The 17026-nt window shown below is 55.8% G+C and carries 6 protein-coding genes and 1 pseudogene; all 7 read left to right on the forward strand.

The features are described from left to right. Positions 1-12 precede the first annotated feature (12 nt). Positions 13-9483 (forward strand): two-partner secretion domain-containing protein, encoded by a 9471-nt coding sequence (locus tag AB4N84_RS18615; RefSeq protein ID WP_460042577.1) that lies wholly within the window; start codon positions 13-15, stop codon positions 9481-9483. After that, the gene (locus AB4N84_RS18620) at positions 9483-9794 is read left to right on the forward strand and encodes a hypothetical protein (protein ID WP_074759394.1); all 312 of its coding nucleotides are present in this window, start codon (positions 9483-9485) and stop codon (positions 9792-9794) included. The genes AB4N84_RS18615 and AB4N84_RS18620 overlap by 1 nt, the downstream gene beginning before the upstream one ends. Before the next feature lie 165 nt (positions 9795-9959). Beyond that, a complete protein-coding gene (locus AB4N84_RS18625) occupies positions 9960-10259 on the forward strand; it encodes a hypothetical protein (RefSeq protein WP_460042578.1) in 300 nt (99 codons plus the stop codon). Next, the gene (locus AB4N84_RS18630; protein ID WP_460042580.1) at positions 10231-10401 is read left to right on the forward strand and encodes a hypothetical protein; all 171 of its coding nucleotides are present in this window, start codon (positions 10231-10233) and stop codon (positions 10399-10401) included. Before AB4N84_RS18625 ends, AB4N84_RS18630 begins: the two co-directional genes overlap by 29 nt. 200 nt (positions 10402-10601) lie before the next feature. Then, positions 10602-14396, forward strand: a complete 3795-nt coding sequence (locus AB4N84_RS18635) for a DUF637 domain-containing protein (RefSeq protein WP_460042581.1) — start codon at positions 10602-10604, stop codon at positions 14394-14396. After that, positions 14393-15118, forward strand: a complete 726-nt coding sequence (locus tag AB4N84_RS18640; RefSeq protein ID WP_460042582.1) for a hypothetical protein — start codon at positions 14393-14395, stop codon at positions 15116-15118. Before AB4N84_RS18635 ends, AB4N84_RS18640 begins: the two co-directional genes overlap by 4 nt. 139 nt (positions 15119-15257) lie before the next feature. Then, a pseudogene (locus AB4N84_RS18645) lies at positions 15258-16967 on the forward strand (DUF637 domain-containing protein); the annotation flags it as partial. Positions 16968-17026 lie beyond the last annotated feature (59 nt).

The following is a 17026-nucleotide window of genomic DNA, read 5'->3' on the forward strand; positions in this document are numbered from 1 at the left end:
GGGATGCCTGACATGGACGTTCGTTTCTTCAACTTTCTTGCCCGCCAACCGTCCGCGAAACTGATCGAGCGATCGACATTCTGTGGTCTGCCCAAGCGTGGCATCGCACTGATTCTGGTGCAGGCGATGTTCTGGCAGCCGCTGCTGGCCCAGGCCGATGGCATTGCCGTGAATGGCACCACCAACACCACGATGGGCCAGGCAGGCAACGGCGTACCCATCGTCAACATCGCCGCCCCCAACGGCAGCGGCCTGTCGCATAACCAGTACCAGCAATACAACGTCGGCGCTCAGGGCGTGATTCTCAATAACGCCACCGACCGCACCCAGAGCACCCAACTGGGCGGCATCATCCTCGGCAACCAGAACCTCAACGGCCGCGCTGCCAGCACCATTCTCAACGAAGTGGTCGGCGCCAATGCCACGCAGCTCAAGGGCTACACCGAAGTGGCCGGGCAATCGGCCCGGGTCATCGTCGCCAACCCGTACGGCATCAGCTGCAACGGCTGCGGTTTCATCAACACCCCGCAAGTCACCCTCACCACCGGCAAACCGGTGCTCGACAACGGTCGTCTCGACCACTTCCGTGTCGAAGGCGGCAGCGTCTCCATCGACGGCGCCGGCCTCAATGCCGACAACGTCGACCAGTTCGACATCATCACCCGCAGCGCGAAAATCAACGCCGAGATCCACGCCAAGAAGCTCAACATCATCACCGGCCGCAACGATGTCGATGCCCAGACCCTGAACGCCACCTCCTTGGCCGAAGACGGCAGCGACAAACCGCAACTGGCCATCGACAGCTCGGCACTGGGCGGCATGTACGCCGGTGCGATCCGGCTGGTCGGCACCGAAGCCGGTGTCGGCGTGAAACTCGCCGGTAACCTCGCCGCCAGCGCGGGCGATATTCAGATCGACGCCAACGGCCAACTGAGCATGGCCCAGGTCGCGGCCAACGGCGCGGTCAACGTCAAGGCCGCCAGCGCTGATGTGCAGGGCACGGTCTACGGCAACAGCGTCGACCTGCAGACACGCGATGCGCTGAACGTGCAGCAGAACATTGCCGCGCGCGATCGCATCAGTTTGAGCAGCAATGGCCAGCTGACCAACAACGCGATTGTTGAAGCGGGGGTCAATGCCGACAACAGTCGTAACGCCATGGGCGATGTGGCGCTGAGCGCTCAAAACCTGCGTAACAACGGCAGTGTGATTGCCAGCCGCGATCTAAGCGCGTCCACCCGTCAGAACCTTGATAACAGCGGTCGCCAGATCACGGCCGGGGGCAAACTGGCCCTGAGCGTTCAAGGGACGCTGAACAACCAGAGCGGACTGGTGAGTGCCACCGGGCCCGCGCAGATCGTCGCCAATACAGTGCAAAACGGTAGCGGCCGCTTAGCCAGCAAGAGTGACCTCAACGCCACGATCACCACCCTGAACAACCAGAAAGGTGAGCTGGTCGCCCAAGGCAACCTGGCGCTCAAAGGCAGCCAACTCGACAACCGCACGGGCGGCCTGGTCGGGGCAACGAAAGCGCTGAATCTTGACCTCAGCGACATCGACAACCGTGGTGGCGAAATCTCCAGCCAGATCGACGTTCGCATCAAAGCGGGCCAACTCAACAACAGCCAGGTTGGCAAGCTGCTGTCCGGCGGCGCGATGAACCTCAACATCGCCAACGTCTTCAATCAGAACAACGGCCTGATCTATACCGGCAGCGCATTGCGCCTCGACGGCGGGTTGCTGAACAACAGTGGCGGCACCCTGTCCGGGCAAACCGATCTCAGCGTCAACCTCACCGGTGACCTCGACAACAGTAACGGCCTGCTTAGCAGCGAAGGCACCCTGAATATCGCGGCCAACAATCTGACCAACACCACCGGCAAACTCTCCAGCGCCGGGGCTTTGAAGGTCATCGCAACCGGCGCGGTGAACAACCAGCAGGGCTCGGTGAGCACCGACAGCACGCTGACCCTCACCAGCGCCAGCCTCGACAACCGCAACCACGGCGCGATCTCCGGCAAGGGCGCGACCGTCGTCAACACCGGCGCGTTAGACAACAGCCACCAAGGCCAACTGACCAGCGCCGACAGCCTGAGCCTCACCGCAGCCCAGGTCACCAACCAGGACGGCGGTCGCATCGCTGCCGCCAAGGCCGTTACCGCCAGCGTCACCGGCCTCGACCAACAAGGTGGCGAACTGTTCAGCAACGGTACGCTCACCCTCGACCTCAACCATGGCCAACTCAACAACCAGAACGGTTTGATCAACGCGCCCGGGGCGTTGCTGCTGAAGAACCTTGCGGCTGTGAATAACCAGAGCGGCGAAATCTCCAGCGCCCTGGGCTTTGAGTTCAACGCCGACAGCCTCGACAACGGCACCGGCAAACTGCTGAGCACTCAGAGCTTGATCGTGCGAGTGGGTCAGGCACTGAACAACGTCAAAGGCATGATCGCTGCCGCCAGCCTCGATGCGCAGGCGGGCACGCTGGACAGCAGCGGTGGCACTTTGACCAGCCGCAGTGACCTGACCCTCAACGTCAACGGGTTGCTCAGCAACGACGGCGATGGCCTGATCAACGCTGCACAAACCCTCAACGTGCAAGCGACCGGCATCAACAACATCGGTGGCACGCTGCTGGGCACCACTGCCGTTAACCTCGACCTTAATGGCGCAGATCTCGACAACAGCAACGGCCTGATCACGACCCAGAACCCGCTGACCCTCAACCACCTGCGCGACCTCAAAAACGCCAACGGCGAAATCTCCAGCAGCCAGAGTTTCAGCCTCACAGGCCGCATGCTCGACAACAGCAACGGCAAGTTGATCAGCAACCAGAGCCTGACCCTCAACGCCAATTCGCTGCTCAATCAATTAGGGCTGATCTCTGGCTGGGAAGGGCTTGATGTCAGCGGCGGCAGCCTGGACAACCGCAACAGCGGCACGCTGTCGAGCCGCAATGGCGACGTCGGCGTCAGCCTGACTGGTGCCTTGCTAAACGCGGCCAATGGCGCATTGGTCAGCCAGAAAGCACTGAACATCAGCGCGGCCAGCGTTGATAACCGGGGCGGGATTCTGTCCAGTGGAGCAGAGCAGACCTATACCGTCAGCAGCCTGCTGGACAACGGCCAGAACGGCCTCATCGACAGTGGCGCTGCGTTGACCCTCAATGCGGCAACGCTGGGCAACGCCACAGGTACGATCAACGCCCAACAGGCGCTCAACTTCACCGGCACTGACCTGGACAACAGCGCCGGTAGCATCGCCGGCAATGCTGCTGTGACCCTTGACCTGCTCGGCAGCCTGACCAACACCAATGGCAAACTCGCCAGCGCGGGCGACCTGTTGGTCAGCCGCGCCAACCAGATCAACAACCAGGGCGGCCAACTCGCCAGCCAACGCGCACTGACCCTGTTCACCGGCGGCCTGGACAACAGCAATCGCGGCACCGTCGCGGCCAACGATCAACTCCTGCTCACTGCCAGCGGCGCCATTCAGAACGCCAACGACGGCCTGATCTACAGCAAGAACGCCAACCTCACCGTGCAAGCCGCCAGCCTCGCCAACGGCAAAGGCACACTGCAAAGTCAGGGCGCGATGGATCTGACGGTCAGCGGTGATATCGACAGCCAGAGCGGCAAGATCATCGCCCAAGGCGGCAACCTCAACGTCACTGCGAGCAACGTCGACAACCGTGGCGGCGTGCTCTCCAGCCTGCAAAACGCCTTCACCGCGCGCATCACCGGCGTGCTGAAAAACGGCTACGACCTGAACAACAACAGTCAGGGCGGCATCACCCAAGCGCAAAGCCTCGACATTCGTGCGCTGGCCGGTATCGACAACTACGGCGGCCGCATTTCGGCGCAAAGCGGCGACGCTTTGATCAACACCGGCAGCGGCAACTTCGACAACCGCAACGGCGGCCTGTATGCCAAACAGCGCGTCATCGTCACCGCCAACAATTTCGACAACAGCGGCAGCAATGACGGCCAGATCGCGGGTCAGCAGATCGACCTGACGCTGAGCGGCGCGCTGAACAACCAGCTTGGCATCATCGAAAGCGACAGCACCCTCAACATCACTGCCGCCAGCCTCAACAACCAGACCGGCAAACTCCGCGCGCTGGGCACCAGCGGTGTGACCCGCTTCCAGATCGGCGGATTGCTCGATAACCGCAACGGCACCCTGGAAACCGCCAACACCGACCTCGCGCTGGGTGTCGGCAGTCTGCTTAACGCGGGCGGCAGCATCCTGCATGTGGGCAGTGGCAATTTCGGGATTTCCACGACCAACGTCATCAACGCTGGCGGGAGCTTCATTACGCGTGGCGCGCTCACCCTCAATGCGGACAGCTGGACGAACAGCAGCGTCATTCAGGCAGGCACGCTGAGCGTCAACGTTGGTAACTTCACGCAGACGGCCAGTGGACAGTTGTTGGCGTCGACTGCGCTGGTGGGCACGGGTGGGAGCTGGACAAACGACGGTCTGATCGCCAGCGACGGAACGTTGAGCCTGACCTTGAGCGGCAGTTATACCGGCAATGGCCGTGTCAGCAGTCTTAATACATTGGGCCTCTCTGCCAGCCAATTGGCGTTGGGCAGTGCGGCCAGCATTGCGGGTGGTGCGCGCACCAACATCAATATCGCAGGCACGGCGACCAACTATGGCCGACTGACCTCAAGCACTGACCTGGTTGTCAACGCGGGCAGTCTTGCCAACTACGGCACGCTGGGTGCGGCGCAAAACCTCACATTGACCACGCCTGCGTTGAGCAACAGCCAAGGGCTGATCTTCAGTGGCGCGGACATGCAGGTAAACACTGCCACGCTCACTAACCTGAAAGGCGACTTCTACAGCCTGAGAAATCTCACCATCGGTGGTTATGGCGCGGCGCGTGCGAACCAGGTGTCGAACATTTCGGGTTCGATGGAGAGCGGCAGTAAATTCACCCTCAGCGCCACAGCGTTTGAAAACCGTACCGAAGGCTCGGACGGGACGCAGAACTTCGCTGTAGGGCGCACGCTGGTTTCAGGTTTTATTGCCGTGCAGTGCATCGACTGCAGTGGCGACCACTATGAAGTCAACTACGTTGCGCGCGAGACCTTCGACGCAGGCCAGGACAGCGACACCAGTGCATCGGCACTGTTGACCGCAGGCAGCGACTTCAGCTTTTCCGGCAGCAGCTTTCTCAACAGCAAAAGCACTGTAAGCGCCGGCGGCAATATTTCGATTCAGGCCGACAATGTCAAAAACATTGGTGCGGTGAGTGGGACGGTTGAGCGTACGCGGACGTATTCCCAAGGTGTTGTGACGGACGGCACCGTCAACCGTTTTATGCCGGAAGTCGTTGCCTACAACCAGCGCGATAACCCGGACTTCCCTAAGATCTATTACGTCGCATCTTCTGGGGAGCTACGTCTTGGAGTAGTGACATTCTCCACGGGACGGGAACCTGGGCATGACGGTGGTTTGATTAAAGTCACTACCGTCAAGGACGCTGAAACAGGTGAGAACGTTTCCGCCCTCACGGTTTCTGGTTATGCGTGGGAAAGCACCCCGGCCTCCCAGTACGACCCCGCCAATTTGTTGCAACTCCCGACGGCGCTTTCAGGTTTGGCCTTGGTCAGCGACGTGGAAGTCGCCAAGGACGGCACCGGCAACGCTGGCCGGAGCGCTGTCATTCAAGCGGGTGGCAATGTCTCCATCAACGCCACTCAAGACCTGCAAAACAGCGTCATTCACGAAGACTACGCCTCCGCTGGCGGCACCAACAAGGTTGCCGACACCCACGCCAATGGCACAGGTACCACCGTTGTCGTACGCCTGAATGCGCAACTCCCTCCCGATTTGGCCCAACAACAGGTAGACCCCACCAGCCTGCCTGGCTTCAGCCTGCCCACCGGGCAGAACGGTCTGTTCCGTCTCAGCGCTGAGGGTGGCACGCAAGCCAGCACCGCCCCGCAGAACTGGAATATTGGCAGCGCCAGTGTCTCCGCAGCGCAGCGCGACCAGACACTTCCTGGCACCTCGACCCGCGACATCCTCATCGGCAACGCAGGCGATCCAGGCGCTACCGGGCACGTGGTGACAGTCGCGGATCGTCAGGACGCTGGCGTGACGGCCAACGTGAGTAGCATCAACGTCGCCAGCGGTGCACAAGGCCTGACGCGCGTCCAGGGCCTGCCAAGCTCCGCCGCCAAACCTGGCACCGGCAAATACCTGATCGAAACCAACCCGGTACTCACCGACCTCAAGCAATTCATGAGTTCGGACTACCTGCTCGCCGGCCTTGGCTACGACCCCGACGTCAGCGCCAAACGCCTCGGCGACGGCCTCTACGAACAGCGTCTCGTACAACAGGCCGTCACCGCCCGCACCGGCCAGGCTTTCATCGACGGACAGACCTCCAACGAGGATCAGTTCAAATACCTGATGAACAACGCCATCGCCAGCAAGGATGCGTTGAATCTGTCCGTTGGCGTATCGCTCACCTCCGAACAGGTCGCAGCGCTGACCCACGACATCGTCTGGCTCGAAGAGCACGAAGTGAATGGCGAAAAGGTGCTGGTACCGGTGCTGTATCTGGCCCAGGCCGACAACCGCCTCGCACCTAACGGCGCACTGATCGCCGGCAACGACGTCACCCTCATCGCAGGCGAAAACCTCGACAACGTCGGCACCCTTAAAGCCACCAACAACCTGTCGGCGACTGCGGGCAAGGATCTGGTCAACAGCGGCCTGATGCAGGCGGGCAACCGTCTGGATGCACTGGCGGGCAACGACATCACCAACAAGGCGGGCGGCATCATCGCCGGTCGCGACGTGACCGTGACCGCCATTGGAGGTGACGTCACCAACGAACGCACCATCACCTCGCTCGACAGCAGTACACGCGGCCAACTGCACAAGGACTATGCAGACAACGCAGCGCGCATTGAAGCGGCCAATGACCTGAGCGTTTCCGCAGGTCGGGACATCAACAACATCGGCAGTGCGCTGCAGAGCGGGCGTGATCTCACGCTGAATGCCGGACGTGACGTCAACACGGTTTCCAGCCAAGTGGTCAACAGCCTGGTGCTGGATAGTAAACACACCAGCAGCGATATCACCCAGACCACCTCAACCCTCAGCGCAGGCCGCGATCTGTCGGTGCAGGCGGGACGCGACGTCAACGCCATCGCCACGCAGATCGATGCCAAGCGTGACATCGCCATTGCCGCGACCGAGAACGTCACCATCGCCTCGGCAGCTGACGAAGATCACTCCCTGTCCAAGAGCAAGAAGCTGACGATCCAGGAAGATCACGTCAGCCAGGTATCGACCGAAATCAACGCAGGCGGCAGCGTCGCCGTCAGCGCCGGGCAGAATCTTGCCGTCATCTCAAGCCGCATCACCGCAGGCGACGAAGCCTATCTGGTAGCGGGCGACAAGCTCGACATCCTCGCCGCACAAGACAGCGACTACTCGCTCTACGACAAGAAGAAAAAAGGCTCCTTCGGCGCGAAGAAAACCAAGCGCGATGAGGTGACTCAGGTCACCAACATCGGCAGCGAAATCACCTCCGGCGGCAACATGATGCTGGTCAGCGGAGGCGACCAGCACTATCAGGTGGCCAAGCTGGAGAGCGGTAAAGACCTGACCTTGAACAGCGGTGGCGGGATTTTGTTCGAGGGCGTGAAGGATCTGCATCAGGAGAGTCACGAGAAGAGTAATAGCAACGCTGCCTGGAACTCGATGTCCGGCAAGGGCAGTACCGACGAAACACTGCGCCAGAGTGAATTGCTTGCCAAGGGTAACTTAGTAATCAACGCCTTAGACGGCCTGCATATCGATGTAAAGCAGGTTAATCAGCAGACCGTCAGCGAAGCGATTGATGCGATGGTCAAGGCGGATCCGAATCTCACGTGGCTCAAAGATGCGGAGAAACGCGGAGATGTTGACTGGCGACTGGTGCAGGAAATTCACCAGTCCTTCAGGTACAGCAACTCAGGTTTGGGTGTGGCTGCCCAAATAGCAATTGCCATTTTGATGGCGGCAGTTGTTGGGCCCGCTGCTGCAGGGATGGTTGGAGCCGGGACGGGAGCGGGCGCTGCGATGGTTGGAGCTGTCGCTGCTGGTGCGGCTACAAATGCCACGATTAGCGCAGTTAACAATCGAGGCGATCTAGGCGCTGTTTTCAAGGACGTCACATCGAGCAGTGCAGTAAAAGGGTATCTTACTTCGGCAGCAACCGCCGGCTTCGCTTCCAGTGCGCTTGGTTATAACCCAAGCAAGCTGAATTTTGATTTTGCGAGTGCGCAGAAAGTCATTGGTAGTATTACCGCAAACGCGTTTGTGAACACTGTGATCAACGGTGGCAGTTTCGCAGACAATTTGGGTAGTGCGGCATCGGGGGCAGCGGTAAGTATCGGAGGAGCTATTGCTGCGAGCGGTATCGGCGACATGCATCTCGATAGTAGCTTGCAGAAGATCGCCTTTCACGCTGGCCTTGGTGGACTACTCGCTGCCGCGATGGGAGGAGATTTCAAAACTGGTGCTCTGGCAGGTGGAGCGAATGAAGCTTTAGTTGACTACCTTGCAGATAAATTAATACCGACAGGTTTAGATCCTGCTAGCCAGGAATATCAGCAGGGAGTTAGAAATCTTTTAGCTGCCTCACAATTAATCGGCGTGCTCTCAGGTGTTGTCACGGGCGGCAATGTCAACGTTGGAGCATCAGTTGCAAATAATGCCACGCAATACAACTCTTTAGGTCACCTAGAGCTCGATAGACTTGTCGATGAAAGTAAAGGGTGTGAGCTTGCTGGGAATTGCGACAAGGTAAAAGAAGAGTTCAGGCAGCTTAGCGTAAGCAGACAAGACGATCTTAATGCGATATGCAGTATTGACCCTTCAAAGTGTCTCGACAAGTATAACGAAGTGTTGAGTGATCGACTAAGTTTGCTTGATCGCATGTCAAAGATGCAGCGTGATGAGTCAATTCCTTTAAGTATTAGAATGGATTTGCCCAGGTACAGCCTTCAGCTAATGACTGAGGTTTCTACCTTACAGCAAGTGTCCAGTCAGTTAGCTATGCGGCAGAATGGATTTTCAGCCTCGGAGGCGAGCTGGTTATCTCATGTAGTCAGCGCAGTTGGCGGCATAGTACTGGGTTCCAAGGCTGGCGGAGCAGGATCGTCGTTTTTAGATCAGAAAGCTATGACACACATTCTGGATGGCGATGGGCCGCAATCGGGAGGGCATCGTTTTGGCACAGGCAAACCGAATAAGTCGGAATTTCCCGAGAGCTGGAGCGATCAGAAAATTATTGATGTAGTTTCAAGTATTGCCTCCGACGGCAAGACTCAATGGTCAAAACCAGACGCCCGTGGTTACGTCACAGCTGTGGCCACCCACGAAGCGGTTGACGTAAAAGTGGTTTACGATACTGTGGGTCAGAGAATCGTAACTGGCTACCCTACGAATACACCGAGAAATCCGAGATAATGAAAGAAAAAACGAATGTATTGGAGAGTAATCTCCAGATGATTTTTAATGAGATAAAGTGCCAAGGTCAAATTGGTGCAAGCTTTCCACCTGAGATGTTGAGTTTTGATGAACAAATGGAGCAAATGTCAGAATGGCTTTTTGATGTTGGTGAGTTAGAGTTGTTCTATGAGAATTTGATTTTGCTACTGGATAAATATGATTTTCGTATTTCAGGTAGTGCGGCAATTAGGTTGTTGGAAGTAGGGTTGCTGATGAGATTTAAAACGACTTTGGACGAGGATTTAATGTTTAATTTCAGACCCGTTTAAAGTGATCAGCTTTGATATGCTATTTGATGATTAGGATTATTATAAAGCTATGGATGTTTTTTTATTGAGAGCGTTTCGGGTGAGAGCAATAATTTTATTAAAATGGCGCCAAAGGCTGGTCTGAGCAAGAATTTGAAGGCCTAGGTATTTCGAGTTGAGCTGGTTATGAATTTTAGCGTGACTCTAGGGGCGATACTTTACAAGCGGCATGATGAGGCTGTAATTAAAGGGGTTTTGCACTTGTCAGGCTGTGACGAGTTTTTTGTGTTGCCCCTTTCGTATTGGACAAGGAATCAATACATAGAGAATTGGAAGTCTTCAATTGCTCATGGGCTAGGAGTGGGGCGAAATACTGCCATAATTACCTCTATGAGGAACCCGAAGCTGAGCAATTTTGTCTCCGTTTGGGCCTTTTATCATGGTGGGCAAGAGGTTTATGTACAGAATAGAATTATTTTTTTTTGAGGATCTAGGCGAGGATTTCAATATAGAAAAGTTGAGTGGCTATATAGGCATCAGACGTACCCATAATGAAGATGGGGCGCGTATCTCAGAGTGGGTTGTGCCGCTACAAGGTGTGCTTGCTAGCTTTGAGGCCTTACGTTAGGGGTAAGTGAAGGAAAGCCAAGATGATGAGCGATAACCGGTAAATAAAAGGCCACATAGAGGAGCTAACGGCTCAAGGCGGCATCAACTCTATAGGTAACACTCTATTCACCGACTCCCGATTCTGACTTGACGAATCTAACCCCGAGTCCGGCATGTCTTCTGGCGTGCTTAGGGCTACAGGGATCTGCTCACCTTGAGTTGCAGACAGGTGATCTGCGACGTTCCGGAGTAACACACTGCTGGAACAGCGAATCAACGGCTGCCGGAGAACGGGCGTCGCTGATTAACGGACAGACCTCCAACGAGGATCAGTTTAAGTACCTGATGAACAACGCCATCGCCAGCAAGGACGCCCTCAACCTGTCCGTTGGCGTATCGCTCACCTCCGAACAGGTTGCAGCCCTGACCCACGACATCGTCTGGCTCGAAGAGCACGAAGTGAATGGCGAGAAAGTCCTGGTACCGGTGCTGTATCTGGCCCAGGCCGACAACCGCCTCGCACCTAACGGCGCACTGATTGCCGGCAAAGACGTCACCCTTATCGCCGGCCAAAACCTCGACAACGTCGGTACCCTGAAAGCCACCAACAACCTGTCCGCCACCGCTGGCAATGACCTGGTCAACAGCGGGCTGGTCGCGGCAGGCAATCGTCTGGACTTGCTGGCAGGCAACGACATCACCAACAAGGCAGGCGGCATCATCGCTGGCCGTGACGTGACTGTGACCGCCATCGGCAACGACGTCACCAACGAACGCACCATCACCTCGCTCGACAGCGACACGCGCGGTCAACTGCACAAGGACTACGCCGACAACGCAGCACGCATCGAAGCAGCCAACGACCTTAGCGTGTCGGCAGGTCGTGACCTCAACAACATCGGCAGTGCCCTGCAAAGTGGTCGCGACCTGACCTTGAACGCCGGTCGCGACGTCAACATCGCCTCCACGCAAGTCACCAACAGCCTGGTGCTCGACAGCAAACACACCAGCAGCGACATCACACAGATAGGTGCGACGGTAAGCGCAGGCCGTGATCTGTCAGTGCAAGCCGGGCGTGACGTTAACGCCATCGCCAGCCAGATCGATGCCAAGCGCGATATCGCGATTGCCGCCACCGAGAACGTCACCATCAGCTCCGCCGCCGACGGAGATCACTTCCTGTCCAAGAGCAAGAAACTGACGATCCAGGAAGACCACGTCAGCCAGGTTGCAACGGACATCAAAGCGGGCGGCAGCGTGGCGGTCAGCGCCGGACAAAACCTCGCGGTGATCTCCAGCCGCATCACCGCAGGCGAAGAAGCGTACCTGGTCGCAGGCGACAAGCTGGACATTCTGGCAGCGCAGGACAGTGATTACTCGCTGTACGACAAGAAAAGCAAAGGCTCTTTTGGTAGCAAGAAAACCAAGCGCGATGAAGTGACGCAGGTCACCCACATCGGCAGCGAGATCACCTCCGGCGGCAACATGATGCTGGTCAGTGGCGGGGATCAGCACTATCAGGTTGCAAAGCTCGACAGTGGCAAAGATCTGACCCTTAACAGTGGTGGAGGGATTCTGTTTGAGGGCGTTAAAGACCTTCATCAGGAGAGCCATGAGAAGAGCAAAAGCGACTTGGCGTGGAATTCCATGTCGGGCAAGGGTAGTACCGATGAGACCTTGCGCCAAAGCGAGCTGATCGCGAAAGGCAATCTGGCGATCAAGGCTGTTGACGGACTGCACATTGACGTCAAGCAGGTGAATCAACAAACGGTCAGCGAAGCCATTGATGCGATGGTCAAGGCTGATCCGGATCTGGCGTGGCTGAAGGACGCTGAAAAGCGCGGGGATGTTGACTGGCAACTGATCAAAGAGACGCACGACTCCTATAAGTACAGCCATTCGGGCCTGGGCCAAGGCGCGATGTTGGCGATCATCATCATCGTGACGGTTTTGACTGCGGGTGCCGCAAGCGGCGCAGTAGGGATGATGGCGGGAGTTGAGGCGGGCGCAGGAACGACCATGGCGGCAGCGACCACTGCTGAAGCCGTGGCTGCTGGGGCCAGCTTTACCGCAGCAGGATGGGGCAATGCGATGGTCACCGCCGTATTGACCTCTATGGCCGGTACGGGCGCTGTCAGCCTGATTAACAATAAAGGCAACTTAGGCGCGGCCTTAAAAGAGACGCTTAGCAACGACGCTTTAAAAAATGCGGCTATTTCGGGGATGGTTGCCGGGTTTACTACAGGGGTAATCGATCCTAAGTTAGGAGGAACAACCAAGCCTTTCAACAGCCTGACTAAAGGGTTTGATTTAACGACGCTTGAGGGTATTCGCGGTTTTGCGGTTCACTTGGGTGCTCAAGGCATAACATCAGCAGTCGTTGAGACGGCGGTCAATGGTGGGCGCCTTAGTGATAACTTGCTGTCAAATATTACTAATCAAGCTGGAGTTGTCGCCGCCGCCGTTGGGTTCAGTCAGGTAGGTGATTTCGCACAAAAACAGTACCTGACAGCGCTTGCTAACAATGATTCGGCGGGAATGTCGCTTTGGGCTGAAGGCGGCGCAGGAAGAACCTTGCTGCACGCCTTGATGGGCGGTGCAGTATCGGCTGCAACGGGAGGTGATTTTGCGACTGGCGCCATAGCTGCAGGTGCCAGTCAGGCTTCTGCTGGTGCGTTGAATGCGATATTTGAAAATAGCCCTGAACTGCGCCAGGGGATGGCTCAAATTGTTGGCCTCACGGCAGCAGGCCTGAGCGGCAACGATGTCAATGAGGCTGCATGGGTTTCGTTAATGGCGGATCAATACAACCGCCAAATGCACCCGGACGAGATTCCTTTGATCAAAAAGGAAGCAGCCAATTTTGCTCTGGAGGCAAATATCAGTGCGGAGGATGCTGAGCAGCAACTTGCAAAAGCGTTGGTGTACTACACTGATAAGGACTGGAATGGCCTACTCACTCAACAAGGAAATGTACCAAGCGACCTCGCGCTAAAATACTTGGGGATAGCCTTGGCACCATTGGGGAGTACCTACGCTCCGCGTAAAGGAGATGTTTCATCAGTTGGGGGAGAGAGGGTCTATTCTCCAGCTGAGACAATGGTATTAATCGCAAATTACCGCAGTAACTATGCTGCGGAATATTCAGACAACACAATCAATGCGATAAATCTCCAAGGAATTTACTCCGGTGATTTTTTTGGCGAGTATGAGGAGTTCTATAAAAACAACCTGGCGAGCAAGCCGGATATAACTTCAGCATCCTCGAATGCGGCCAATTTGTCTGCCGGGACGATTTCCGGCGCCAACGCTGGATTTGTGGGGTCACTACAATCTGCATGGGATGCGTTGCTGAATCCCGGGGCTGTAGCAAACGGGATTATGAGCCTAACTAAGCACCCATTTGATTCTTTGATAGGCGCCGCAGACGCAAGCCAAACCAAAGAAGCGTTGGCAAAGCTCTACGATATACAAGGTAATTATTTTGCAAGTGCTCAAATTCGCAGTCAAAGTGACGTAGAGTTTGCAATAAACTTTTTGCCTGTGAATCGCGTTAAAGCGCTTTCAGAGTTTGCTGTATTGGGGAAAGAAGGTAGCGCGATTGTTCAAGAGGCAATCACGCCTGGGCACGTAGTGAACTTAAATAAAGCTGTTGGTAATTCTTTCGACGATTTTGTTTTGGAAACAAAACTAAAAGGATTGAATGATAGGGGTTTAATAGGTACTCAGGTTCAACTACCTACGCCAGATCTGGCCGATCTAGGGAAAAAATTTATTATCCCTGATTACACAATTTACAACCAGTCTGGCAAGGTAGTCGCATTTGCTGATGCTAAGACGGGTTCTTCTATCCCTTTCGACCTGCAAGCAAGGGCGTTAATCGAGTGGACTACCACCACGCAGAGCAAAACATTGATTTATTACACGCCAATGGGGGATACACCGATCAACCCATCTTTGCTAAACTACGCACGTCAACGCGGCGTGCAAATTAAACAGGTGGGCGTTAAGTGAGCAATTTGGTAGCAGGGATAAGCGTTTCGATTAGTACAACCGATGATTTCTCGAAGGGTGATATTGCCGCTGGAGTTATTAAGGCAATTTTCGAGTCTCCCGTTAATTTAAAGCCTGTTCGTTACGGACTGTTTTCGGGTGACGAAATTATTGAGTGCGCCGAAGACATTGTACGAGTTCTCGTCGGGCAGGAAAGTAAAAGTGAGGCTGGTGGGGTGGTCTTGTCGGCCAATAAAGATTGTGAATACCAGCTCCAGTGGGATCGGGCAAATAATTTGCTGTCTTATTTTGGTGGTTTTTTATTGTCGAACGCTTATCGGCGGAATCCCAAAATTTTGCATGATTATCTGTCTTTCATCAAAGGGCTGGCGGTGGTGTGCAATGTCGCGTATGGGGACATTAGAAGTATGAACTGCGATGGATGGGATACACCGTTTAATTTGATGATGCGCCTTCCAGAGATTCCAAATGTGTCCATTTATGGTAGACCTTATGTGGAAATGTTTGGTAGAGATAAAATTGAGAATGCTCCTTTTTACCAGGTTGAGCAAATCGCCAATGATATCTACTGGCTACAGTCTACAGCAGATGTGACTGAAATGGTTTCGGGTTCTACTCGAGAGAAAATTCGCGGTTATTTTGGTGAGAATGCCTACATGGCAGGCAAAAAATGGCGATATAAAGACGGCACTCATCCGGAGTGGAATAAATATATGTCTTAAGCTTCAGGCGGAAAGCCTTTGTCAATATGCCTCTTCAGAATTTAAAGAAGTAGTTATGGATTTTCTGCGGTACGGCCACTGGGGGCCTGGAATTATCAGATGGTGACACGGATTTAATGGTGACTAATCTTATGACGAGTCTGTTATCTGTGGCGAAGTTGCCAAGGAGCGCACCGTCGCCTCACTGGAAAGCGACACCCGCGGCCAACTGCACAAGGACTACGCTGACAACGCAGCACGCATCGAAGCAGCCAATGACCTCAGCGTGTCGGCAGGTCGTGACCTCAACAACATCGGCAGCATGCTGCAGAGTGGCCGCGACCTGACGTTGAACGCCGGTCGCGACATCAACATCGCCTCCACGCAAGTCACCAACAGCCTGGTGCTCGACAGCAAACACACCAGCAGCGACATCACGCAGCTAGGTGCAACGGTAAGCGCAGGCCGTGATCTGTCCGTGCAAGCCGGGCGTGACGTCAACGCCATCGCCAGCCAGATCGATGCCAAGCGCGATATCGCGATTGCCGCCACCGAGAACGTCACCATCAGCTCCGCCGCCGACGAAGATCACTTCCTGTCCAAGAGCAAGAAACTGACGATCCAGGAAGACCACGTCAGCCAGGTTGCAACGGACATCAAAGCGGGCGGCAGCGTGGCGGTCAGCGCCGGACAAAACCTCGCGGTGATCTCCAGCCGCATCACCGCAGGCGAGGAAGCCTACCTGGTCGCAGGCGACAAGCTGGACATCCTGGCAGCGCAGGACAGCGATTACTCGCTGTACGACAAGAAGAAAAAAGGCTCGTTTGGCGCGAAGAAAACCAAACGCGATGAGGTGACGCAGGTCACCCATATCGGCAGCGAGATCACTTCCGGCGGCAACATGATGCTGGTCAGTGGCGGGGATCAGCACTATCAGGTGGCCAAGCTTAACAGCAGTAATGATCTCACGCTCAACAGCGGCGGTAGCATCCTGTTTGAGGGCGTTAAAGACCTTCATCAGGAGAGCCATGAGAAGAGCAAAAGCGACTTGGCTTGGAATTCCATGTCGGGCAAAGGCAGTACCGATGAGACCTTGCGCCAAAGCGAGCTGATCGCGAATGGCAATCTGGCGATCAAGGCAGTGGATGGTTTGCACATTGACGTCAAGCAGGTGAATCAGCAAACCGTCAGCGAAGCGATTGATGCGATGGTCAAGGCAGACCCTAGCCTTGTCTGGCTGAAGGATGCCGAGAAGCGCGGTGACGTGGATTGGCAGCTGATCAAAGAGGCGCACGATTCGTACAAGTACAGCCACTCCGGCTTGGGTCAGGGGCAATGATTGGCAATCATCATAATCGTGACCGTGTTGACTGCTGGCACGGGCACGGCTGCAACGATCGGTACGGCCGCAGGAAGTGCTGCCTCCACAGCGGCAACGACCGCAGGACTTGGCGCATACGCCGCAACCATTTCCAGTGCTGCGAGCGCCGCAGCTGTTGCTAGTTTTTCTGCGGCGGTTTCGCAGGCAGCAGTCAGCGTCGTTAATAACAAAGGGAACATCGGCGCTGTGTTTAAGGACGTGACTTCTGCCGAGAGCATGAAGAGGTATCTGGTAACAGGACTGGCAGCTGGATTTGCAGCCGGGGTGCTGGATAAGGCTTTCGGTGTGGCGCCAGAAGGTGCAGCCAAGGCGACGCATGGCTTCGATCTTGGAAAGACAGCTGATTTGATCAAATTCGGTGAATACACCTTCGCTCAGAACGGTTTCAGCGCAGTTGCCAATACCGCTAATAACGGAGGAAGCCTCAAGGACAACGTTGCACAATCGGCGATTAGTTCCGGAGTCGATGTCATGTCCGCCGGAATTTACAACCGCTGGGCACTCAGTTGGAGTTCTCGGGGCTGCCCGGAAAAATGGGGGCTCACGCA

It is taken from the genome of Pseudomonas sp. S2_H01 (genome assembly GCF_054668305.1).